A 22141-nucleotide genomic window follows, 5' to 3' on the forward strand; every position below is an offset into this window, starting at 1 on the left:
CTTAAGTAAGCGGTCAGCGGTCAGCGGTCAGCGGTCAGCGGTCAGCGGTCAATTCAAAATGATATAGAAAAGAGTAAAGTGAAAGCTTTACTCTTTTTGTTTATATAAGCTTCAATGACAAGTGTGAGCGTGAAGCGGACGCCGATAAAAGTTAAACTTAAACATGTGTTGATGTGTAGGATGTAATTTTTGTCAGGTAAGATTATTAACAGCAGTTTTGGTGTGTTATAAACCACCAAAATGGTGTTCAATAAGATGTCATAAAAATTATTTAGGCTCGGTAATATGAATACACAAGTAGAAAGATTGGGCGTCGCACGCTTAGATATTTATTTCTCACAAAATGGATGGCTTTTTCGAGAACAATCCATACATGATTATGGTATAGATGCTCAGGTTGAAATAACTGATGCTAACTATCCTACAGGTGATTTAATTGCAATACAGATTAAATCAGGTTTAAGTTTCTTTAAAGAAGAGAAACTAAATAGTTATGTATTTAGAACAACAAGTAAGCACATTGAATATTGGGCAAATCATACACTTCCTGTCATTTTAGTTCTTTACCACCCAAAGCAAGATAAACTTTATTGGCAGGTGATCAATGATCAAACTGTAACTAGTACAGGTAAAGATTGGAAAGTTCATATACCAAAAACAAATGAACTCAATGATCAAAGTTTTTTTCAACTTAGTAAGTTAATCCAACCAGAGCCTTACATAAAAAGAATTAATAAACTTAAGCTAGATTCTAAATGGATTAAAAAACTTCACGAAGGTGAAGAAGTATTCGTTAGTTTTACTGATTGGGTTAATAAATCATTACCACGCTATAAAATAAAAATTTCATGTTCTGATAGTTCACAAATTTGGCCGATGACTTATGCTCCAAATATGTCTATTGAAGAAGCTTTAGAGCACTTCATTCCTTGGGCAGATTTTTCAATGGATATTGAGCATCATAGAATGCAAAGCGAATCACAATGGTCTGCTGAATGTTATGTTGGCAAAGATCCTGAAACTGGAGATGTTTATTTTGGTGAAGACTTTGATGACTGGTATGTTGAACCTGATGAAAGTGAAATTTTGCCAACACATGAAGATGGTGAATGTGCATATTATTCCTTAAAACTTAACCTGAACGAATTAGGTGACTCATTTTTAATTCTTGATGATTATTTATCTGAAGTTTCCCCATTCGATAGTAGAACATTCACAGAAGAAGATTTGAACTGGTAATTTTTATAATCGGGTAGCCGGAGGTCTCCTCCAGCTCCCACACCAGCCATCATCAACTTTTTTATTAACAGGAAGTGCAATGGGCGGTTCATCTCCCGTGATGAATATTGATCCAAATATCCCTCAATGACACTAAACCTTGTGAAGCCAATTAGTCATTGCCTAGCGCGAGGTTTACGCCACTACTGTCAGTAGCACATTCTTATCCTTCAGCGTATCCAGTGTTCTAAATCCACCGTTAGCTGATAAGCGTTGGCTATTAGGTAGTAGTGTCCCCAGACGCGCAAATACTTTTGGGCCTAGAACCTGTATTACTCTTAAGCGCAGCGCCTCTTAACCTCTTTGTGAATAATTTACTAAGTTTTTTGCACAAAGAGAAGGGAATGAGAAATAAATGAGGGGAAACTTAGCGCTTAGTATTTGCATGCTTAATAATTTAACACGAATATTACTAAGCGATTGAATCAAAATAGCAACTCGGCTATGGTTATTGCATCAATAAAAATAAATTAAAGACGAGTAATTCTACAGGCTCGTTAAGCCTCATCTATTCCAGCGTAGGTGCACAAGGATAATTAAGTGGAAGAATTAAAGCACCAAATAAAAATGCAAGCTACCGCCAACATTTTTCAAACTATGGGAAGAGAAGTCGCAGGACATAAAGTTATTGAGCAATTTAAAAGCATGCCTGATGCTAAGTTAAATATGCTCGGATTTTATGCTGGTATTAAAAGTGAACACTTACCGATATATAGAAAGTTAACTCGCGGTGAAAAAAACGAGTTTACTGAAAAACTAAATACCTTTAAAGATGAGCTGAAAACAGGGGATGTCGTTCTTGTTACAGGTACTTCAAACTCATCAAAGATACTAGCAAGCTTACAAAAAACGGTTTACTCAAACGCCCGTTCGAGTCATGTTGTGATTGTTCAAGCTGATTTTATATGTATAGATGCAGTGCCTAAAATAGGTGTTTCGCTTAAACTAATCTCTGAAGTTTTAAAAGACGTTAAAGATGATTGGCGTATTATTAGATTTAAAGGGTTAAAAGAAAAGGACAATGAGCTACTTAGTAAGACGTGCGCTTATTATATTAAGCAACCGTATGTGATTTTACCAAAAAGAAAACCAGCCAAAAAATTCTCATATTGCTCTGAATTAGCACGTAAAGTCTATGTTGATAGTAAAATTAAAAATACTGGAATTCCGAATAGTACAATTATAAAATCATGTGATTTCGATAAAATCGCTGACCAGAATAGTCAGTGGCTAGACATAACAGACTCTGTTAAACCATACATAGAGTTCTGTATAAAGTATGAAGACATTTTAAAGTTTATATCTAAGAGCTTTACACAAGGTATAGACCTAAATCGACAACGATTTAGTGAGCGCAGAAAAACAAAAGAAAGCATATCAAAAATGCATAAAAAAGGTGAAATCTCATCTTCAGGTGCAGCCCAGATTAAAAATAAAATAGAATCCCTAGAGAAATCATTAAACTATAAGTTTTGGGATCACCAATAAAGCCTAATCGGGTAGCCGAAGCGGAAAATGGGGTCGCGGAAAATGGGGTCGCGTCTTGCCTTTTGCCACATTGTGTTTTGAATAACCGCAACTGACATATTCCAGCCTATTCATCGCCAAGTTATTAAGTTTGTATACCCAGAAACAGAAAGAGCAAAGTAAATACTTTGCTCTTTGTTCTTAGTAATAGTAGTAATAGTACCAATTAAAAGACCGCTGTTTATTTTATCGAGTCATTAATTTCTTTTAATGTTGCAACAGGGTCTGCGGCTTGTGTGATTGGACGGCCAACAACTAGGTAATCACTGCCATCTTCAATCGCTTGCTTTGGTGTCATAATACGCTTTTGATCGCCTGCATCACTGCCCGCTGGGCGAATACCTGGCGTAACTAATTTAAACTCTTTCCCTAAAGCAGCCTTTAAACTTTGCGCTTCTTGTGCTGAGCACACTACCCCGTCAAGGCCTGACTCTTTTGCAAGTTTTGCTAAATAGATAACTTGCTCAGCAGGCGTTTTTTCAACACCTAAACGCTTTAGTTCGTTTTCATCCATACTGGTTAAAACGGTAACGGCAATTAATAATGGCGCTTTATCACCAAATTGCTCAAGCGCTTGTTTGGCTTTAGTCATCATTTCAACACCGCCACTGGCGTGAACATTAACCATCCAAACACCCATTTTGGCAGCTGCGGTAACCGCTTTGGCAACCGTATTTGGAATATCATGAAACTTTAAATCTAAGAATACGTCAAAGCCAAGGTCAATTAATTCTTTTACAAAAGCAGGTCCAAAATAGGTAAACATTTCTTTGCCTACTTTTAAACGACATGTATCAGGCGATAATTGCTTTACAAAGTTTAAAGCGGTTTGCTGATCATCGTAATCGAGGGCGATAAGAACTTTTTTTGAATGTTCGAGAGACATAACTTTCCTAAAACTGATTGTAGAAGTAAGTGAATATTTTTATAGAAAACTAAAAACCGTCTAAACCACGGCTCGGTACTATGGTTTCCCAATGTTTGCACGAAGGACAAACCCAATAAATTGTATGACTGGTAAAGCCACAGTGTTGGCACTGAAAATCTGGCTTGGTCGCAATATAAGATGTGACCAGTTTATCTATTTGGTCTAGTACATCTTTAATATCATTATTTTGTTTTGCTAATAGCTGTAATAAAAAACTAAAGCCACGAATTGTCGGCTGACGTTTTAAACTATCAGTTAAAAATTTAATTGCTTGTTCGGTATGCCCTTGCTCAAGTAATGCTTGGCAATGTTTTATTTTTATTAGCACCCCACCCTTATCAAGTAGCTGCTGTAATAATTCATGAAATTGGTGGGTTAGGTTTAATTGCTCATAACTGTGAGCTAAATCATCTATAAACAAGGGAGCAAAAAAAGTGAAACTACAGATCAGCTCACGCCAATAATAAATTGCTTTTACGTAATCTTCTTTTGCAAATGCTGATTTACCTAATTCATATAATGGACGGATCGCTTTATGATTTAGGCTAATGGCTTTGCGCATAATTTGCGGATCATTGCTAAGCAACGCAGCTTCACAATAAAAGTTAGCGATGGCTTTGAAATGTTGCGGCTTTGAAAATAAATCACTGTGTGCTTCGAACATATTGATACCCTTTTCCCATTCGCGTGTTTGCGAATATAAATTAAGTATCGGCTCTAATGCATCACTGTGGTTGGCTTTTACTAACCACACTAAATGTTCTTCGGCGCCATCAAGCAAACCCGCCATAATATAATCTTCAGCAAGTTCAAGGCGACTAGCAGCAGCTTGTTGTTCATTAAGGCTTGGGTGTTTGAGCAGTAATTCGTGGATTTTTATTGCACGATCTAATTCACCTCGGCGGCGAAACATCGTTGCTAATGTAGAATAATGTTCAACAGAGTCAGCGGCGACTTCAAGCAAGTTGATGAGGTGCTCAAGGCCTTGATCTTCCTCTCTGTCGAGTAAAAACTTTAAGCCTTTACTGTATTCAGATGTGATCTGACGATTAAGTTGATGAGCTTGGTTTTTAGCGCTATTTTTACCCATGATCCAGCCATAACCAGCCGCAACAGGTAAAAGTAAAAACAAAAGCTCAATCATAGTTAGGTGTCTTTATTAGCAACAAGCTTATTATTATCTTTTTCAGGCGCTAATTTTTTTTTCAAACGATAGTTTTGCCACTTTAATTGCGAAAACAATTTAAAGCTAATAAAACAACCAATTGCGACACCTAAAGCAAAGCAGATACTTATTATCATTGCGAGGGGTAAAGTATTGCTGGCAATAATATAATTTATTTGCACTAACTGTGGATTTTGCGAACCAAGTACAAATGCAAAAATTAAGCATATTGCTACCAGGATAATTTTTAATACCCTAAACAAGTAACTACTCCAACTAAATAACTAGGCAATGCTCGCGTTTACGCGATCTCGTAACTCTTTGCCTGGTTTAAAATGTGGTACGTGCTTACCTTCTAACTCAACCGTGTCGCCAGTCTTTGGATTACGACCTGTGCGAGGTGAACGAAAGTGTAATGAGAAACTACCAAAGCCACGGATTTCAATACGATCTGAGCTTGATAATGAGCCGGCCATTTGTTCAAGAATTTCTTTAACAGCATTCTCAACATCTTTCACAGGTACATGCGCGTGTTGCTCGGCTAATTGTTCTATCAATTCTGACTTAGTCATAACGTTTCCTTAAAAAGAGATAAAGGAAGGGCAACACTGCCCTTCCAATTAAGACTGATTAATTAGTCTTTTTGTGCATTTGCGAATGCAGCTGCCATTGCGTTTTCGAACACTGGCTCTTCTTTCTTAAGCTTTTCTAGTACTTCTTTCTCTTCTGCTTCGAAAAGAGCTTTAACTGAAAGGCTTAAAGTGCGGTTCTTACGATCAACACCAACATATTTCACTTCAATTTCGTCGCCTACAGAAACAACAGTAGTTGCATCTTCAACGCGCTCTTGAGCGATATCAGCTACACGGATGTAACCTTCAACGCCTTCGATAAGTTCAACAGTTGCGCCTTTCGCATCAACTTCTGTCACTTTACCTTTAACAATAGCACCTTTTTTGTTTGCATCAAGGTAGTTATTGAATGGGTCAGCTTCGATTTGCTTAACACCTAGAGAGATACGTTCACGCTCTGGGTCAACTTGCAATACGATAGCAGTGATTTCGTCGCCTTTCTTGAATTCACGTACAGCGTCTTCGCCAGGTGTATTCCAAGAAATGTCTGAAAGGTGTACAAGACCGTCAATACCACCGTCAAGACCGATAAAGATACCGAAGTCAGTGATTGATTTGATCTTACCAGTAACTTGATCGCCTTTGTTTTGAAGACGAGCAAATTCTTGCCAAGGATTAGCAATACATTGCTTAAGACCAAGTGAAATACGACGACGTTCTTCGTCGATTTCAAGAACCATAACTTCAACAGTGTCGCCTAAGCTAACAACTTTAGAAGGATGGATGTTCTTGTTAGTCCAATCCATTTCAGAAACGTGTACTAGACCTTCAACGCCTTCTTCGATTTCTACGAAGCAACCGTAATCTGTAAGGTTAGTTACACGACCAGAAAGTTTAGAACCTTCTGGGTAACGACCAGCGATAGCTGCCCATGGATCTTCACCAAGCTGTTTAAGGCCTAGAGATACACGAGTTTTATCTTTGTCGAATTTAAGAACTTTAACTGCGATTTCGTCGCCAACATTAACGATTTCTGAAGGGTGCTTAACACGCTTCCACGCCATATCAGTAATGTGTAGTAGACCATCAACACCACCAAGGTCAACGAATGCACCGTAGTCAGTAAGGTTCTTAACGATACCTTTAACTTCTTGACCTTCAACAAGGTTAGCAAGAAGCTCTTCACGTTCTTGTGAGTTTTCAGATTCGATAACTGCACGACGTGAAACTACAACGTTGTTACGTTTTTGATCAAGCTTGATTACTTTAAATTCAAGCTCTTTGCCTTCAAGGTGAGTTGTGTCACGTACTGGACGAACATCAACAAGTGAACCAGGTAGGAAAGCACGGATTGAATCAACTTCAACAGTGAAACCGCCTTTAACTTTACCGTTGATAACACCAGTAACAGTCTCTTGCTCTTCACATGCTTTCTCAAGACGGATCCACGCTTCGTGACGCTTCGCTTTCTCACGAGAAAGGATAGTTTCACCGAAACCGTCTTCAATTGCATCTAGTGCAACATCTACTTCGTCGCCAACAGCAACTTCTAGTTCACCAGCAGCATTTTTGAACTGCTCTGCAGGGATAGCACTTTCTGATTTAAGACCAGCATCTACAAGTACAATGTTGTTCTCGATAGAGATAACTGTACCTTTAACGATAGAGCCTTGCTCTGCTTCAAAACCCTTTAAGCTTTCTTCAAATAACTGCGCAAAATTTTCTGACATACGAATATACGTCTCATATATTATTACCAATAAGCAACCATGCTGCATGGGGTTGTTAAAATAGCACTGGCATCCTGCTGGCGCATAAATAGTTTATCGTCGTTTTGGAAGTTTACCTTCGACGATCGCTGCATCTAATAAAGTCATAACCTTATCAAACACTTGCTGTGCATTAAGCTCGCTAGTATCGAGTTCAATAGCATCGTCAGCTGGTACAAGCGGCGCAACGGCACGATTCATATCGCGGTCATCACGTGCTTGAATATCTTCTAATAGACCACTTAGTGTAACATCAAGACCGCGTTCATTCAACTCAACAAAACGTCGGCGCGCGCGTTCTTCTGCACTAGCGGTTAAATAAATTTTTAATGGAGCATCTTGGAACACCACAGTGCCCATATCGCGGCCATCGGCTATTAGCCCATTTTCAGTTCGAAATGCACGTTGGCGCCGTAATAATGCTTCTCTAACGCGCGGTAAGGCTGCTACTTTTGAAGCGGCAGCTCCTACTTCTTCATTTCGAATTGTTGTTGATACATCTTCACCTTCCAGAATAACCTTTCCAGCGTTAGTTTGACTATCAACTAAAAACTGCACATCTAAGTTAGCAGCTAAAGGCACCAATGCCTCTTCGTTGTCTAGTGCAATTTGGTGATGAAGTGCTGCTAGTGCTAATACGCGATAAATCGCGCCACTATCCAGTACATCCCACCCTAATTTATCGGCTAACAAGCGACAAACAGTTCCTTTACCTGAACCACTTGGGCCATCAACGGTGATCACGGGCATTAATAACGCCTGCATTTAAACCTCCTGCAATGCACACCAAAATAAAACTGCGACATTATACGTTACTTAATTAAATATATCCGCTTTTTGTATGTAACTTTTTATATTTCAACTTTAGTCATTTATTGACTAACTGATGCTAGTACATTGAAAAATGTTGGAAATGTCTTGTATGTACACTTAGGATCATTGATAGTTATTGGCTTGCCGCCTACAGCTACCATGGCAAAACACATCGCAATACGGTGGTCGTCATAGGTATCAATCGCCACATCGTTAAAGTGTTTTGGCGGTGTTATTTCGATGAAATCTTCACCTTCAACTACCTCAGCGCCCACTTTACGCAGCTCCGTCGCCATTGCATGTAAGCGATCAGTTTCTTTTACGCGCCAGTTATAGATATTACGAATAGCGGTTGGACCATCTGCAAATAACGCCACTGTCGCAAGGGTCATCGCCGCATCAGGAATAGCATTGGCATCGATATCCACACCTTTTAATTCGCCTTTACGTACCACTAAGCGCTCGTCATACCAATCTATTTTAGCACCGACCTGCTCCATCACTTTTGCAAAGCCAATATCGCCTTGCACAGATTTTGCGCCTACGCCTTTGATCTCTATTTCACCACCGGCAATTGCCGCCGCAGCGACAAAGTAAGATGCACTTGATGCATCCCCTTCAACCATAATACGCTCAACAGCTTGGTATTGCTGCGCACCTTTTACAGTAAAGGTTTTATAGTTATCGTGAGTTACCGATATGCCAAAGCGAGCCATTACATCTAAGGTAATATCAATATACGGTTTAGATACCAGCGTACCCTTAATTGTAATGCACGTATCGCCATTAAATAACGGCGCAGCCATTAATAATGCGGTAAGAAATTGGCTCGAAATACTGCCATCAATTGCAACGTTGCCGCCATTAATTTGCCCACCAACAATTTTAAGTGGCGGATAGTCTTTATTTTTTAAATAACTAACATCCCCACCGAGCGCTTGTAATGCATCAACTAGGTGACCAATTGGACGTTCCTCCATACGTGGCTCGCCAATTAGTTCATAGTTTCCCTTCACAGCGGCTAAAACCGCAGTCAGTGGGCGATACGCAGTGCCTGCATTACCTAAAAACAATGGCTCAGCTGGAGTCAAAAACTGCCCGCCAACACCTTTTACAGTGGCTACAGTTTTATCATCATTAAGACTGACATCAACGCCCAATAATTTTAATGCACCAAGCATATGACGAATATCATCACTGTCTAATAAGTTTTCTACAACCGTTGTGCCTTGCGCAAGTGCCGCTAACAATAAAATACGATTTGATAAACTTTTTGAGCCAGGTAAGGTAACACTGCCATTTACTAGATTAATTGGCTCTAAGCGTAACTGCTCCATTAACTGTGCTCCTTGGCAAATTTCGCCATAAAGTCAACTAACGCTTGTACACCGGCAAGTGGCATGGCGTTGTAAATACTCGCACGCATACCGCCAACAATACGGTGACCTTCAAGTGCAAGTAAGCCAGCTTCTTTTGCTTGGGCTAAAAACTGTGCATTTAAGCTTTCATCATTGAGCCAAAAAGGCACATTCATACGTGAACGACAATGCTTAGCAACCTTATTGCTATAAAACGGTGATTCATCAATAAAGCCGTACAGCAGTTCGGCTTTTGCTATATTTTGCTGTTCCATGGCTTTAACACCACCATTTTTCTCAAGCCAGTCAAATACTTCTGCCGCTAAATACCAAGCAAACGTAGGTGGCGTGTTATACATGCTGCCTTGTTTTACTTCGAGTGCGTAATCAAATATACCTGGCTTTGCAACCCCTTCACGCTCAAGCAACGTTTTACGAATAATCACAATGGCAAGGCCTGATGGACCAATATTCTTTTGTGCACCAGCGTAAATTAAATCAAACTGATCAACATCAAACTCACGCGATAAAATAGTTGATGACATGTCTGCAACGATCGGCGCTGTTGGGTGACTTGGTACATCAAACACTTCAATGCCATCAATGGTTTCATTTGGACAATAGTGGATGTATGAAGGATCGGCTGGAAATTGCCACTCACTAACTGGTTTGATAGAAAATTGCTCATTTGTGTCATTACGGACATCAAGCTCAGTGACGGTAGTAAATTTAACCGCTTCGTCAACCGCACCTTTAGACCACACACCATTTTCACAATATACGGCGTCTTTACCTGCTTGGTGCAGGTTCAGTGGCACTGCAGCAAATTGGCCTCGACCACCGCCATGCATAAACAGCACTTCAAATTCATCGCTGATATTCATTAACCGGCGTAAGCTTGCTTCACATTGTGCCGTTAATGCTAAAAATTCTTTACTACGGTGACTGATCTCCATCACCGATACACCTAAATCTTGCCAATCAAGAAATTCTTTTTGTGCTTTTTCCATCACAGCTGGCGGTAACATTGCAGGCCCAGCACAAAAATTATATATACTCATTACCTTTCCTCATTCCAGTAATTTAACAATTGTTTTTAATTGCTAATTTTAACAATTAATTTTTTTGATTTTTATAGTAAAAAAAAGCGGCCGAAGCCGCTTTAATGATTAATGTTATGCCTCTGGAGGATTATCCCCAGCGTCATCATTAACAGTGTCGACTAGTTCAACGCTTTCACCTTCGATAATAGCGTTAAGCTCATCGATTTCGATCTCTTCGATACGTTGTAAACCAACTACTTGCTCTTCGTCAATAGTTCTTATCAAAATAACACCTTGGGTATTTCGCCCAACGGTAGAAACTTCATTAACGCGAGTTCGCACCAGAGTACCTCGATTAGAGATAATCATGATTTCATCGTTATCGTCAACTTGTACAGCACCAACTACAGCACCGTTACGCTCACTTACTTTGATTGATACCACACCTTGAGTCGCACGACTCTTAGCAGGGTAGTCACTGAGCAATGTACGCTTACCGTAGCCGTTTTCTGTCACGGTTAAGATAGCACCATTCGTCTTAGGTACAATTAATGATACAACACGTTGGCCTTCAGCCATCTTAATACCACGAACACCTGTTGCAGTTCGGCCCATCTGACGAACACCCTTGAACTTGATTTCCGGGTTACCGTTTTCATCAAGTACTGGGTTGCCGTTTTCATCTAAAACAGGTGATTCTTCGGCTTCTTTAAAGCGAACAACTTTACCAGCATCAGTAAACAACATGATTTCGTTGCTACCATCAGTGATATCGACACCAATCAAGCTATCACCGTCGTTTAAGTTAACGGCAATAATACCGCTAGCACGTTGACGGCTATACGCAGTCAATGGTGTTTTCTTCACGGTACCAAATGCAGTTGCCATAAAGATGTATTTATTTTCTTCATACTCACGTACTGGCAAGATAGCCGTAATACGTTCGTCTGCTTCAAGCGGCAATAAGTTTACAATTGGCTTACCACGGGCTGCACGACTGGCAAGTGGTAATTGATACACTTTAAGCCAATATAAGCGACCTGCCGTTGAGAAACATAAAATAGTATCGTGAGTATTAGCAACTAGTAGACGTTCAATGAAATCTTCATCTTTCATCTTGGTTGCTGATTTACCTTTACCACCACGGCGCTGTGCTTCGTAATCAGACAATGGCTGATACTTCACATACCCTTCGTGAGATAGGGTTACTACTACGTCTTCTTCTGTGATCAAGTCTTCAAGACTAATATCATGAGCCGCTGCATTAATTTCAGTACGACGTTCGTCGCCGTATTGCTCTTTAATTTCAACTAACTCATCGCGGATAACTTCCATTAAACGCTCAGGATTAGCAAGAATATATAAAAGCTCGGCAATTAAATCTAATAACGTTTGGTATTCGCTTAGAATCTTTTCATGTTCAAGACCAGTAAGCTTGTGTAAGCGTAAATCTAGAATTGCTTGGGCTTGTTGCTCAGAAATATAATACTGACCATCACGAATGCCTAAGTCATCCGCTAACCAATCTGGACGGGCAACATTTGCTTCACCGGCTTTTTCAAGCATGGCTTTTACATTACCTAATTCCCACGGGCGGCTAGCAAGTGCTACTTTAGCTTCAGCTGGCGTTGGTGAGTTACGAATAAGCTCGATAATTGGGTCAATGTTAGCAAGTGCAATTGCTAAGCCTTCAAGCATGTGTGCACGATCGCGGGCTTTACGTAGGTCAAATACCGTACGACGAGTCACTACTTCACGGCGGTGAATGATGAATTCTTCAAGCATTTCTTTTAAGTTGAAACACTTAGGCTGGTTATTGATCAACGCAACCATGTTCATACCAAACACAGTTTGTAACTGAGTTTGTGCATACAGGTTGTTTAAGATCACTTCGCCTACGTCACCACGTTTGATCTCGATAACGATACGCATACCGTCTTTATCTGATTCATCACGTAATGCACTAATGCCTTCAATCTTCTTATCTTTAACAAGCTCAGCAATCTTTTCAATTAAGCGGGCTTTATTTACTTGATAAGGGATCTCGTGAACGATGATCGTTTCACGATGGGTTTTTTCGTCAACTTCAATTTCCGCACGTGCACGCATGTACACTTTGCCACGGCCAGTTAAATAGGCTTGTTCAATGCCTTTTTTACCGTTGATAATTGCCGCAGTTGGAAAATCTGGGCCCGGAATATAATCCATTAGTTCATGAATGGTTAATTCAGGGTTTTGAATAAGTGCTAAACAGCCATTCACAACTTCAGTTAAGTTATGAGGAGGAATGTTCGTCGCCATACCTACCGCAATACCCGATGAACCGTTCACTAATAAGTTAGGAACTTTGGTCGGTAATACGTCAGGAATTTGCTCTGTACCATCATAGTTAGGTACAAAATCAACAGTCTCTTTTTCAAGATCAGCCAAAAGCTCATGAGACATTTTCGCCATACGGACTTCGGTATAACGCATTGCTGCTGCTGAGTCACCATCAACTGAACCAAAGTTACCTTGGCCGTCAACTAACATATAACGTAAAGAGAATGGCTGGGCCATACGTACGATTGTGTCATACACCGCACTGTCGCCATGGGGATGGTATTTACCAATTACATCACCAACCACACGGGCTGATTTTTTGTAAGGCTTATTCCAATCATTATTAAGCTCGTTCATAGCAAACAAAACGCGGCGGTGAACAGGTTTTAAACCATCACGTACGTCTGGTAGTGCTCGTCCTACTATTACGCTCATTGCGTAATCTAAATAGGAGTTTTTTAACTCGTCTTCAATATTGACTGGCAGAATTTCATTGGCGAAATCAGTCATTTGATATCACATTCCTTCAGTATTGACCCACGAAAGTGCCACATATGGGCGCTTGCGGGGATTTAGTTATTATTACCAAGTCATGCTACCACAATTTATTTAGATTTACAGGCGCTAAATCTTTGCGATTTATTAATTTACCCCTATATAATGGCCTGAGATTGACGAGGAAGTTTTTTATGACCGAACATCAGAATGTAGATAGTGCAGAAATTGCAAAGTTTGAAGCCATCGCTGAGCGTTGGTGGGATCGTGAAGGCGAATTTAAACCCCTTCATGAAATTAATCCATTAAGATTAGATTTTATTGCCGACAAGGCCAAAGGCTTATTCGACAAAGAAACACTCGATGTCGGCTGTGGTGGCGGTATATTGAGTGAAAGTATGGCGCGAATGGGCGCACATGTGACTGGTATTGATATGGGTCAAGAGCCGTTAACCGTTGCGAAACTGCACAGTTTAGAAACCGGTGTAAACGTTGACTATATAAAAATACCTGCCGAACAGTATGCCAGCGAACACCCTGCCCGCTTTGATACAATTACTTGTATGGAAATGTTAGAGCATGTGCCAGACCCTGCATCTATCATTCATGCAGTAGCAGAATTAGCGAAACCTGGTGCTGATGTATTTTTCTCTACATTAAACAAAACCCCAAAAGCATATTTGTACGCAATTATCGGGGCGGAAAAATTATTGAAGATGGTGCCTGATGGAACCCATGATCACAAAAAGTTTATCAAACCAGCACAACTCATTGCATGGGCAGAACAAGTAGGCCTCAAAGTACGTGCTAGTGCGGGATTGAGTTATAACCCTTTATCAAAGCAGTACAGCTTAAATACCGATGTAAGCGTTAATTATATTCTGCATTTTGAGAAACTAGCGTAATGGCTGGTTTTAACACAGCAACCCCCGCAATTGATTACGACGCCTTTATTTTTGATTTAGACGGTACATTACTCGATACCGCAGATGATTTAGGGGCTGCGCTAAATTACGTACTCGCTGATCATAACCAACCATTAGTAACCGCTGATATATATCGTCCTGCAGCTTCTAACGGTGCAATGGCGCTGCTTGCAGCTGGATTTGGTCAGCAATGGCACGATCACCCAAATCAAGCTGACTTACGCCAGCAGCTATTAACGGCCTACGCAGATAATATTGCCACCCATAGTCAATGCTTTACTGGAATTGCACAATTATTGATCGCGCTTGATCAACAACAGATCAAATGGGGGATCATGACTAATAAACCTGAGTTTTTGACTATTCCATTAGTTGCTGCAATTGCTGAACTCAAAGATGCACAGGCAATTGTCAGTGGTGACACCCTCGATATCGCTAAACCATCACCTTTACCTTTACTGCATACAGCCCAACTGTTAGATGTTGATCCGAATCGTTGTTTGTATATCGGTGATGCGCAGCGTGACATAATTGCAGCCAAGGCTGCAAACATGCACAGCGCTGCTGCGTTGTGGGGCTACATCCCTAGTGAAGCTGAAGCATTGAGTTGGCAAGCCGATTTTAATTGGCAATCACCTATTGATGCATTTAACCATATATAGTGCCATGTCAAATTTTAACCACTACATATTGTGATCGTGTTACTTTTTGCACATTGTTTGTTGATAAAAAAAGCAGCCAAAATTTATTTTTAAAATGCGTAAATTTAATCGATCATCAGTTGATTTTTATAAATTTCATTTTAATCAGATGGTCAAAGGTTAATGGCTACTAACACAAGCGTGTTATCCCAACGTTATCCACAATTAGGGGCGTTTATGCCCCTTGCAAATGATCGCATACCACACTATCTTGTGATCTAGAATTTGATGAACACCAGATGTTGTGGCTAAATGTTATTCAATTAAATTCGCGCTAATACAGTTTTATTGCAATAAAAAATTTATTTTAAGAAAAATGTGTCACTAAAAAATATTATATCCCAAGGAATACAGGCAAAACTATGAACCAACAGCTATCTGTAAGCAAACGTGACGGCCGTAAAGAGTCACTTGATTTAGATAAGATCCATCGCGTTATTGCTTGGGCCGCCGAAGGTCTAAATAATGTGTCTGTCTCACAAGTTGAGCTGAAATCGCACATCCAGTTTTATGATGGTATTCGTACTGAAGACATCCATGAAACCATCATCAAAGCGGCCGCTGATCAGATCTCTAAAGAGTCGCCTGATTATCAATATTTATCAGCCCGCTTAGCTGTATTCCATTTGCGTAAAAAAGCCTATGGTCAATTTGAGCCACCGCGCTTGTATGATCATATCGTTAAGTTAGTTGAAGATAAGCGTTACGATGCACACTTACTAGCTGACTACACAGAGCAAGAAATTGATCAACTGGATGAATACCTTGATCATGGACGTGATTTAAACTTCAGCTATGCTGCTGTTAAACAGCTTGAAGGTAAATATTTAGTACAAAACCGTGTTACGGGTGAAATTTATGAAAGCGCACAGTTTTTATATATTTTAGTTGCGGCAAGCTTGTTCTCTGATTACCCAAAAGAAACGCGTTTAGACTACATAAAGCGTTTTTACGATGCAGTGTCATTGTTCAAAATTTCATTACCTACGCCTATTATGGCGGGAGTTCGTACCCCTACGCGTCAATTCAGTTCATGTGTACTGATTGAATGCGGTGACAGCCTAGATTCAATTAATGCAACCTCATCAGCGATTGTAAAATACGTATCGCAACGTGCAGGTATTGGTATTAATGCTGGTCGTATTCGCGCACTAGGTAGCCCTATTCGCAATGGTGAAGCATACCACACCGGTTGTATCCCGTTTTATAAGCACTTTCAAACGGCTGTTAAAAGTTGTTCGCAAGGTGGTGTCCGTGGTGGCGCAGCAACCCTGTTCTATCCACTTTGGCATCTAGAAGTTGAAAACTTATTAGTGCTTAAAAACAACCGTGGTGTTGATGATAACCGCGTTCGTCATTTAGATTACGGTGTACAGTTTAATAAACTAATGTACTCACGTTTGATCAAAGATGATTACATCACATTATTCAGCCCGTCTGATGTGCCTGGTTTATATGATGCATTTTTTGAAGATCAAGATGAATTTGATCGTCTTTACGTACAATATGAACAAGACGAGTCAATTCGTAAAAAACGTATTAAAGCTATTGAGCTGTTTTCAATGTTTGCACAAGAGCGTGCTAGCACTGGCCGCATCTATTTACAAAATGTTGACCACTGTAATACACACAGCCCATTCATTGCTAAAGTGGCACCAATTCGCCAATCTAACTTATGTTTAGAAATTGCATTGCCAACTAAACCACTTAACAATGTTAATGATGAAGAAGGTGAAATTGCACTGTGTACGCTGTCGGCCTTTAACTTAGGTGCGATTGAGTCACTGGATGAACTTGAAGAGCTTGCAGAACTTGCGGTACGTGCACTTGATAACTTACTGGATTTCCAAGACTACCCGGTGCCAGCAGCACATAATGCAACGATGGGCCGTCGTACACTCGGAATAGGCGTAATCAACTACGCATATTACCTTGCTAAAAATGGCAAACGTTATTCTGATGGCAGTGCCAATGCATTGACTCACAAAACATTTGAAGCAATTCAGTATTACCTAATGAAAGCCTCAAATGAACTGGCTAAAGAACGTGGTGCATGTCCTAAATTTAACGAAACAACGTATTCGCAAGGTATTATGCCAACCGATACGTACAAACGTGATTTGGATAAAATTTGTGATGAACCATTGCATTTAGATTGGGATACATTACGTGCCAATATCAAAGAGCATGGTATGCGTAACTCAACGTTATCTGCGTTGATGCCATCTGAGACATCGTCGCAAATTTCAAATGCAACTAATGGTATTGAACCACCACGTGGTCATATCAGTGTTAAAGCCAGTAAAGATGGTATTTTAAAACAAGTTGTACCTGAGTATGAACGCCTTAAAAATAATTATGAATTATTGTGGGATATCCCATCAAATAAAGGTTATTTAGAATTAGTGGGTATTATGCAAAAGTTTGTTGACCAAACAATTTCTGCCAATACTAACTACGATCCAAATAAGTTTGAAGGTGGTAAAGTACCAATGAAGGTCTTATTACAAGATTTACTGGGTGCTTACAAACTTGGCGTTAAAACCCTTTACTACCATAACACCCGTGATGGTGCATCTGATATGCAAGAAGATACACCAGAAGTGGAAGATGATGATTGTGCAGGCGGTGCGTGTAAAATCTAATCGGTAATAAATATAAATTGGAAGCGGGCTATACGCCCGCTTTGCCCTGTTCGTTTTTTGAGTGATCTTATGTCTTATACTACTTTTAGCCGAAACCATAATAACCAACTACAAGAACCGATGTTTTTCGGCCAAACCGTTAACGTATCGCGTTATGATCAACAGAAGTACCCTATTTTCGAAAAGCTAATTGAAAAACAACTATCGTTTTTTTGGCGTCCTGAAGAAGTCGATGTAAGTAAAGATCGGTTAGATTTTCAGGCTTTACCTGATCACGAAAAACATATCTTTTTAAGTAACTTAAAATATCAAACATTGCTTGATAGTGTGCAAGGTCGCTCGCCTAATGTTGCGTTACTGCCAATTGTGTCGATCCCAGAACTTGAGACCTGGATTGAAACATGGGCATTTAGTGAAACAATCCATAGCCGTTCATATACACATATTATTCGTAACGTTACCCAAGCCCCTGAGCTTATTTTTGATGATATTGTTAGTAACGAAAAGATCAGTGAACGTGCTGATGCCGTAACTAAATATTACGATGAATTAATTAATAAAGTGGCTGTGTATAACTTATACGGTGAAGGTAAACATGAACTTAATGGCGAAACAGTTCATATCAGTTTATTTGAACTTAAAAAGCTTTTATACCTTGCAATGATGTCAGTGAATATCTTAGAAGCGATCCGTTTTTATGTCAGCTTTGCCTGTTCATTTGCGTTTGCAGAGCGAGAATTAATGGAAGGTAACGCTAAAATTATTAAGCTGATCGCCCGTGATGAAGCGCTTCATCTTTCTGGTACTCAGCATATTTTGAATATTATGCAAGATGGTAAAGACGATCCTGAAATGGCTATCGTAGCAGCCCAGTGTCGTGATGAAGCGATCAAGATGTTTGTTGATGCTGCTGAACAAGAAAAAGAATGGGCTGAATACCTGTTTAAAGATGGTTCAATGATTGGCTTAAACAAAGATATTTTATGCCAATACGTTGAGTACATTACTAATGCTCGTATGACTGCAGTTGGTTTACCAACACAGTTTAAAACCAGCAGTAACCCTATCCCATGGATCAATTCATGGTTAGTGTCAGACAATGTACAAGTTGCTCCACAAGAAGCGGAGATCAGCTCATACCTTGTAGGCCAAATTGACTCTCAAGTTAATGCCTCTGATTTCGGTGACTTCGATCTCTAATGACCAGCAACAAAACTGCAAAGATCCACTTTGCAGATAATAGCCAGTGTGTAGATTTTGACACTGGCTGTCATTCCCTTTTAGACTGCCTAGAACAACAGCAATATGAAATTCCTTTTCAGTGTAGAGAAGGATATTGTGGTGCCTGTAGAGCAACCCTAGTAGCAGGGCAAGTCACCTATAACGAAGAACCACTCGCCTTTGTACGTGATGGAGAAGTACTGCTGTGCTGCTGTAAACCCGATGGCAATATCACTCTCAATTTGAAGTAATTTGTTAATGCCAGTCAAACTGCTTTGTTTCATAGCAATGTATTTTATCACTGATCATTAAACTACTTTCATCTATGGTTACATCCCAATTTAAACTGCGGGTTAAATCCACCTGAATATCATCAATAAACTGCTGGTCAATCTCAATAATATGGCTATTATCAAATAACTTTAACCGTGACTGAGATTGCGTTAACCATTCACTATTGCCCGTTGTTAAAATTAATAATTCATCCACTTGCTTAGCGATCTTAACTAATTCATCAAGGTCAGGTTTATCAACACTTAACCAGGTTTTATAATGTTCATCCAACGCTTGAATTCCTACATCTGGCTGTAGTTTATCAGCAAGTTTATTAAGCACTGCATGGCTGTCATAAGATAAAATACAATAGCCTAACAGCTTTAAAACAAAATGCTCCAGTGTTTCATTTTTAGTCAACGCTGTGGTAAAAATTTCTTTGTGATTACGCTGATGACGCAGATCAGCTATGCTAAATCGTGCTTTAAAAATACGTGTTTTATCAGACATAATATTCACCAGTCTCGCCGTTACTCCTATTGAGTATAGCCCAATCTGATATAAGCACGTTTATTTTAAAAGTTATGGTATAACATTATTGATCAGCACAAATGATGGTGTTATATTATATCACAACATAATAGCAACAACGTAGTAACCATGATCCGACATTCATTAATATCAACTGCAATTATCACTGCTTTAAGCTCTTTTTCTGCTCATGCTGCGCTGGTAACTGGGCAAGTTTTTGACAATAACAAGCAACCACTCAGCTATGCCGATGTGCACGTACACGGTAAAGCACAGTCAATTAAAACTGACGAGAATGGCCGATTTAGTATTAATATTGATGCTAATAGCCAATTACATATTAGTAAAAATAATTTTGTTGATGCTAGAGTTCAAGTAACTGAAACCAGTTCTGCTCTAAATATCACGCTTGTACCTACGTCAGTTGAATCTGTCGTTGTGTATGCCTCTGCCCTGCATAAAAATAGCTTAGAGATGATTTCACCAGTGAGTGTACTCAGTGGTGATGAACTGCGCAATAAAGCAAAACCCACGTTAGGCGAAACGCTCAAAGGCCTTCCAGGTGTTAATGCCAGCTATTTTGGCCCTGTTTCATCTAGCCCTATAATCCGTGGCCTAGATGGCCCTCGCGTTAAAATCACCCAAAATGGCTTAGACAGCAGCGATGCGTCACGTATTGGCCCAGATCACGCAACATCGAATGACAGCCTAGCTGCAGAACAGATTGAAGTTTTGCGTGGCCCAGCTACGCTACTTTATGGCTCAGGCGCGATTGGTGGCGTAGTTAACGTAGTAGATAACCGCATTCCAACTGATAATATCGAGCAGTTAACTGGGGCTGTTGAATACAGCCATGACACGGTTTCAAATGCCAACACCTATGCTGCCAAGCTTGAGACGGGCCATAACAACTTTAACTTCCATTTTGACGGTACCAAACGCACTGGTGATGACTACCAAACTCCGCGTTTTAACTTACCTGAAGAAGAGCACGAAGATCATGAGGGTCATGACGAAGAAGAGCATGAAACAGCCACCTCGGTAAAAAATACCTTTATTGATAGCCAAACCGTTAACTTTGGTACCAGCTATGTAGGTGAGCATTTAACGCTAGGTGTTTCTTATGGCCGTATTGAAACCGATTACGGTATTCCAGCACATAGCCATGAACATGAACATGGCCATGATCACGAACACGAGCATGATGAAGGCGAAGAAGAAGCCGTTTATGCGCGTGTAGAACAAGATCGCTGGCAAGGTTTGATGAGCTATGCATTACACAACAACTGGATTGAAACTATTAATTTACGTCTAGGTTATACTGATTATCGCCATGCTGAAATTGAAGATGGCGCGATCGGTACTATCTTTAGTAATGAAACCACTGAAGCACGTTTAAATATTGAGCATAAGTTAGGTAATTGGCATGGTATGGCTGGTTATCATTTTAGTGACTCTGATTATGATGCCGATGGTGAAGAAGCCTTCACACCCGCTAGCAAAACGACTACTCATGCATTATTTATCCTCGAAGAAAAACAGTTTGGCGACGTGACATTAGAATTAGGTGCGCGTATTGAAGATTATAATATTGATAGTAATGTCGGTGCTGCTGCGCATGACCATGACCATGACCATGAAGATGATCATACTGATGAACATGCCAATGAAATAACGCCTTACAGTAAAAGCTTTACTAATCTGAGCGCTTCAGCAGGCGCTATTTGGCAATATACACCCGGACAAAGTATTGCGCTGAGCGTGTCACACTCTGAACGCGCACCGTTATCAGCCGAGCTATTATCAAATGGTGTCCATATTGCAACTGGCACCTATGAGCTTGGTTTAGGCTACGCGATAGAAGACGGTGAAATTCACTTCGAACCTGAAAATATCAAACAAGAAACATCAACCAATATTGATTTTGGCTTTAGACGCTTTAGTGGCGATTTTGGTTATACGGTTAACTTTTTCTATAACGACATTGCCAATTTTTACTATCAGCAGAACACGGGGTTAGTGTTTGATGAAGAGCACGGCCTTGAAGCTGCAGAGCCTGGCCACGATGATGGTATGGCTGTTTATCAATTTGTCAGTAAAGATGCGAAATTATACGGCATTGAATTTGACGCACATTATCAATTAAATTCAAATGCGATGGTAAAAGTATTTGGTGACTCAACCACTGCAAAACTTGCTGATGATGAAGGGTATTTACCGCGTATTCCGGCAAATAAGTTAGGTTCAGAATTACAGTATAATATCAGTGATTGGCAGTTCAGCTTAACTGGCACACACTACTTTGAACAACGTGATATTACGGCTTATGAAACCGCAACTGATAGCTATACACTGTTTGATGCGCAAGCAAATTACCAATTAAGTGTCGGTCCGGTAGATACACAGTTTTATATCAACGTTGATAATATTACGGATGAACTGGGTTTTGTACATAGTTCATTTATTAAAGATGAAGCGCCACTACCCGGGCGTAACTTTAGAATTGGTCTACGTGGTTATTTCTGAACTCAGTAAATAACCATAAAAAAGCCGCGCTAATAGTTATTAGCGCGG

The 22141-nt window shown here is 40.0% G+C and carries 18 protein-coding genes; 8 read left to right on the top strand and 10 right to left on the bottom strand.

The annotated features are described in order from the left end of the window. Window positions 1-285: 285 nt before the first annotated feature. Together H5158_RS20020 and H5158_RS20025 are read left to right on the top strand one after the other, a co-directional pair. Window positions 286-1239 (top strand): DUF4365 domain-containing protein, encoded by a 954-nt coding sequence (locus H5158_RS20020; RefSeq protein ID WP_182740740.1) that lies wholly within the window; start codon window positions 286-288, stop codon window positions 1237-1239. 579 nt (window positions 1240-1818) lie between these two features. Continuing rightward, window positions 1819-2766, top strand: a complete 948-nt coding sequence (locus H5158_RS20025) for a hypothetical protein (RefSeq protein WP_182740741.1) — start codon at window positions 1819-1821, stop codon at window positions 2764-2766. A 220-nt stretch (window positions 2767-2986) separates the two neighbouring features. Here H5158_RS20025 and pyrF read toward each other — a convergent pair whose 3' ends face one another. The 9 genes from pyrF to gyrA all read right to left on the bottom strand — a co-directional run bounded on the left by pyrF (window position 2987) and on the right by gyrA (window position 13285). Further along, the gene (pyrF, locus tag H5158_RS20030; protein WP_182740742.1) at window positions 2987-3691 is read right to left on the bottom strand and encodes an orotidine-5'-phosphate decarboxylase; all 705 of its coding nucleotides are present in this window, start codon (window positions 3689-3691) and stop codon (window positions 2987-2989) included. Between the two features lie 49 nt (window positions 3692-3740). Next, a complete protein-coding gene (gene lapB, locus H5158_RS20035) occupies window positions 3741-4877 on the bottom strand; it encodes a lipopolysaccharide assembly protein LapB (RefSeq protein ID WP_145233226.1) in 1137 nt (378 codons plus the stop codon). A gap of 2 nt (window positions 4878-4879) precedes the next feature. Then, window positions 4880-5161: a lipopolysaccharide assembly protein LapA domain-containing protein gene (locus H5158_RS20040; protein ID WP_016707217.1), complete on the bottom strand. Its 282-nt coding sequence runs from the start codon at window positions 5159-5161 to the stop codon at window positions 4880-4882. A gap of 21 nt (window positions 5162-5182) precedes the next feature. Further along, a complete protein-coding gene (gene ihfB, locus H5158_RS20045) occupies window positions 5183-5470 on the bottom strand; it encodes an integration host factor subunit beta (RefSeq protein WP_016707218.1) in 288 nt (95 codons plus the stop codon). A 62-nt stretch (window positions 5471-5532) separates the two neighbouring features. Beyond that, window positions 5533-7200, bottom strand: a complete 1668-nt coding sequence (gene rpsA / locus H5158_RS20050) for a 30S ribosomal protein S1 (protein WP_029216020.1) — start codon at window positions 7198-7200, stop codon at window positions 5533-5535. Between the two features lie 93 nt (window positions 7201-7293). Continuing rightward, window positions 7294-8004: a (d)CMP kinase gene (gene cmk / locus H5158_RS20055; RefSeq protein ID WP_149982486.1), complete on the bottom strand. Its 711-nt coding sequence runs from the start codon at window positions 8002-8004 to the stop codon at window positions 7294-7296. Window positions 8005-8111: 107 nt separating this feature from the next. Then, window positions 8112-9389: a 3-phosphoshikimate 1-carboxyvinyltransferase gene (gene aroA / locus H5158_RS20060; protein ID WP_182730600.1), complete on the bottom strand. Its 1278-nt coding sequence runs from the start codon at window positions 9387-9389 to the stop codon at window positions 8112-8114. Then, window positions 9389-10471: a 3-phosphoserine/phosphohydroxythreonine transaminase gene (serC, locus tag H5158_RS20065; protein ID WP_182717451.1), complete on the bottom strand. Its 1083-nt coding sequence runs from the start codon at window positions 10469-10471 to the stop codon at window positions 9389-9391. The genes aroA and serC overlap by 1 nt, the downstream gene beginning before the upstream one ends. Before the next feature lie 114 nt (window positions 10472-10585). Then, complete coding sequence (gene gyrA, locus H5158_RS20070) at window positions 10586-13285, bottom strand: DNA topoisomerase (ATP-hydrolyzing) subunit A (protein WP_145233217.1); 2700 nt, start codon at window positions 13283-13285, stop codon at window positions 10586-10588. Window positions 13286-13464: 179 nt separating this feature from the next. On the opposite strand from gyrA, the gene ubiG reads away from it, so the two are divergent. The 5 genes from ubiG (at window position 13465) to yfaE (ending at window position 19014) form a co-directional block, all read left to right on the top strand. Beyond that, window positions 13465-14175, top strand: coding sequence for a bifunctional 2-polyprenyl-6-hydroxyphenol methylase/3-demethylubiquinol 3-O-methyltransferase UbiG (gene ubiG / locus H5158_RS20075; protein WP_182740743.1), 711 nt, complete (start codon window positions 13465-13467; stop codon window positions 14173-14175). Continuing rightward, window positions 14175-14858, top strand: coding sequence for an HAD family hydrolase (locus tag H5158_RS20080; RefSeq protein ID WP_182740744.1), 684 nt, complete (start codon window positions 14175-14177; stop codon window positions 14856-14858). Before ubiG ends, H5158_RS20080 begins: the two co-directional genes overlap by 1 nt. Window positions 14859-15259: 401 nt before the next feature. Beyond that, entirely contained in the window at window positions 15260-17542 is a 2283-nt protein-coding gene (gene nrdA, locus H5158_RS20085) for a class 1a ribonucleoside-diphosphate reductase subunit alpha (protein ID WP_145233211.1), read from the top strand. Between the two features lie 69 nt (window positions 17543-17611). Next, window positions 17612-18742 (top strand): class Ia ribonucleoside-diphosphate reductase subunit beta, encoded by a 1131-nt coding sequence (gene nrdB / locus H5158_RS20090; protein WP_145233209.1) that lies wholly within the window; start codon window positions 17612-17614, stop codon window positions 18740-18742. After that, complete coding sequence (gene yfaE / locus H5158_RS20095; RefSeq protein ID WP_145233207.1) at window positions 18742-19014, top strand: class I ribonucleotide reductase maintenance protein YfaE; 273 nt, start codon at window positions 18742-18744, stop codon at window positions 19012-19014. The genes nrdB and yfaE overlap by 1 nt, the downstream gene beginning before the upstream one ends. Before the next feature lie 4 nt (window positions 19015-19018). On the opposite strand, the gene H5158_RS20100 is transcribed toward yfaE, so the two are convergent. Further along, window positions 19019-19546 carry a YaeQ family protein gene (locus H5158_RS20100; RefSeq protein ID WP_182717449.1) on the bottom strand — a complete coding sequence of 176 codons (528 nt, stop codon included), beginning with the start codon at window positions 19544-19546 and terminating at the stop codon, window positions 19019-19021. A gap of 150 nt (window positions 19547-19696) precedes the next feature. On the opposite strand from H5158_RS20100, the gene H5158_RS20105 reads away from it, so the two are divergent. Next, on the top strand, window positions 19697-22093 hold the full coding sequence (locus H5158_RS20105; protein ID WP_182740745.1) for a TonB-dependent receptor domain-containing protein: 2397 nt from the start codon (window positions 19697-19699) through the stop codon (window positions 22091-22093). Window positions 22094-22141: the final 48 nt, after the last annotated feature.

The organism is Pseudoalteromonas sp. SR45-6 (genome assembly GCF_014163545.1).
In the GTDB taxonomy this organism is placed as follows: domain Bacteria; phylum Pseudomonadota; class Gammaproteobacteria; order Enterobacterales; family Alteromonadaceae; genus Pseudoalteromonas; species Pseudoalteromonas rhizosphaerae.

Excerpts from the sequence above, each read along its gene's own strand:
- cmk (WP_149982486.1), bottom strand. The coding sequence starts at position 8,004 with ATGCAGGCGTTATTAATGCCCGTGATCACCGTTGATGGCCCAAGTGGT.
- ubiG (WP_182740743.1), top strand. The coding sequence starts at position 13,465 with ATGACCGAACATCAGAATGTAGATAGTGCAGAAATTGCAAAGTTTGAA.
- nrdA (WP_145233211.1), top strand. The coding sequence starts at position 15,260 with ATGAACCAACAGCTATCTGTAAGCAAACGTGACGGCCGTAAAGAGTCA.
- H5158_RS20100 (WP_182717449.1), bottom strand. The coding sequence starts at position 19,546 with ATGTCTGATAAAACACGTATTTTTAAAGCACGATTTAGCATAGCTGAT.
- H5158_RS20080 (WP_182740744.1), top strand. The coding sequence starts at position 14,175 with ATGGCTGGTTTTAACACAGCAACCCCCGCAATTGATTACGACGCCTTT.
- H5158_RS20105 (WP_182740745.1), top strand. The coding sequence starts at position 19,697 with ATGATCCGACATTCATTAATATCAACTGCAATTATCACTGCTTTAAGC.
- H5158_RS20020 (WP_182740740.1), top strand. The coding sequence starts at position 286 with ATGAATACACAAGTAGAAAGATTGGGCGTCGCACGCTTAGATATTTAT.
- ihfB (WP_016707218.1), bottom strand. The coding sequence starts at position 5,470 with ATGACTAAGTCAGAATTGATAGAACAATTAGCCGAGCAACACGCGCAT.
- rpsA (WP_029216020.1), bottom strand. The coding sequence starts at position 7,200 with ATGTCAGAAAATTTTGCGCAGTTATTTGAAGAAAGCTTAAAGGGTTTT.
- gyrA (WP_145233217.1), bottom strand. The coding sequence starts at position 13,285 with ATGACTGATTTCGCCAATGAAATTCTGCCAGTCAATATTGAAGACGAG.
- nrdB (WP_145233209.1), top strand. The coding sequence starts at position 17,612 with ATGTCTTATACTACTTTTAGCCGAAACCATAATAACCAACTACAAGAA.
- aroA (WP_182730600.1), bottom strand. The coding sequence starts at position 9,389 with ATGGAGCAGTTACGCTTAGAGCCAATTAATCTAGTAAATGGCAGTGTT.
- yfaE (WP_145233207.1), top strand. The coding sequence starts at position 18,742 with ATGACCAGCAACAAAACTGCAAAGATCCACTTTGCAGATAATAGCCAG.
- pyrF (WP_182740742.1), bottom strand. The coding sequence starts at position 3,691 with ATGTCTCTCGAACATTCAAAAAAAGTTCTTATCGCCCTCGATTACGAT.
- serC (WP_182717451.1), bottom strand. The coding sequence starts at position 10,471 with ATGAGTATATATAATTTTTGTGCTGGGCCTGCAATGTTACCGCCAGCT.
- lapB (WP_145233226.1), bottom strand. The coding sequence starts at position 4,877 with ATGATTGAGCTTTTGTTTTTACTTTTACCTGTTGCGGCTGGTTATGGC.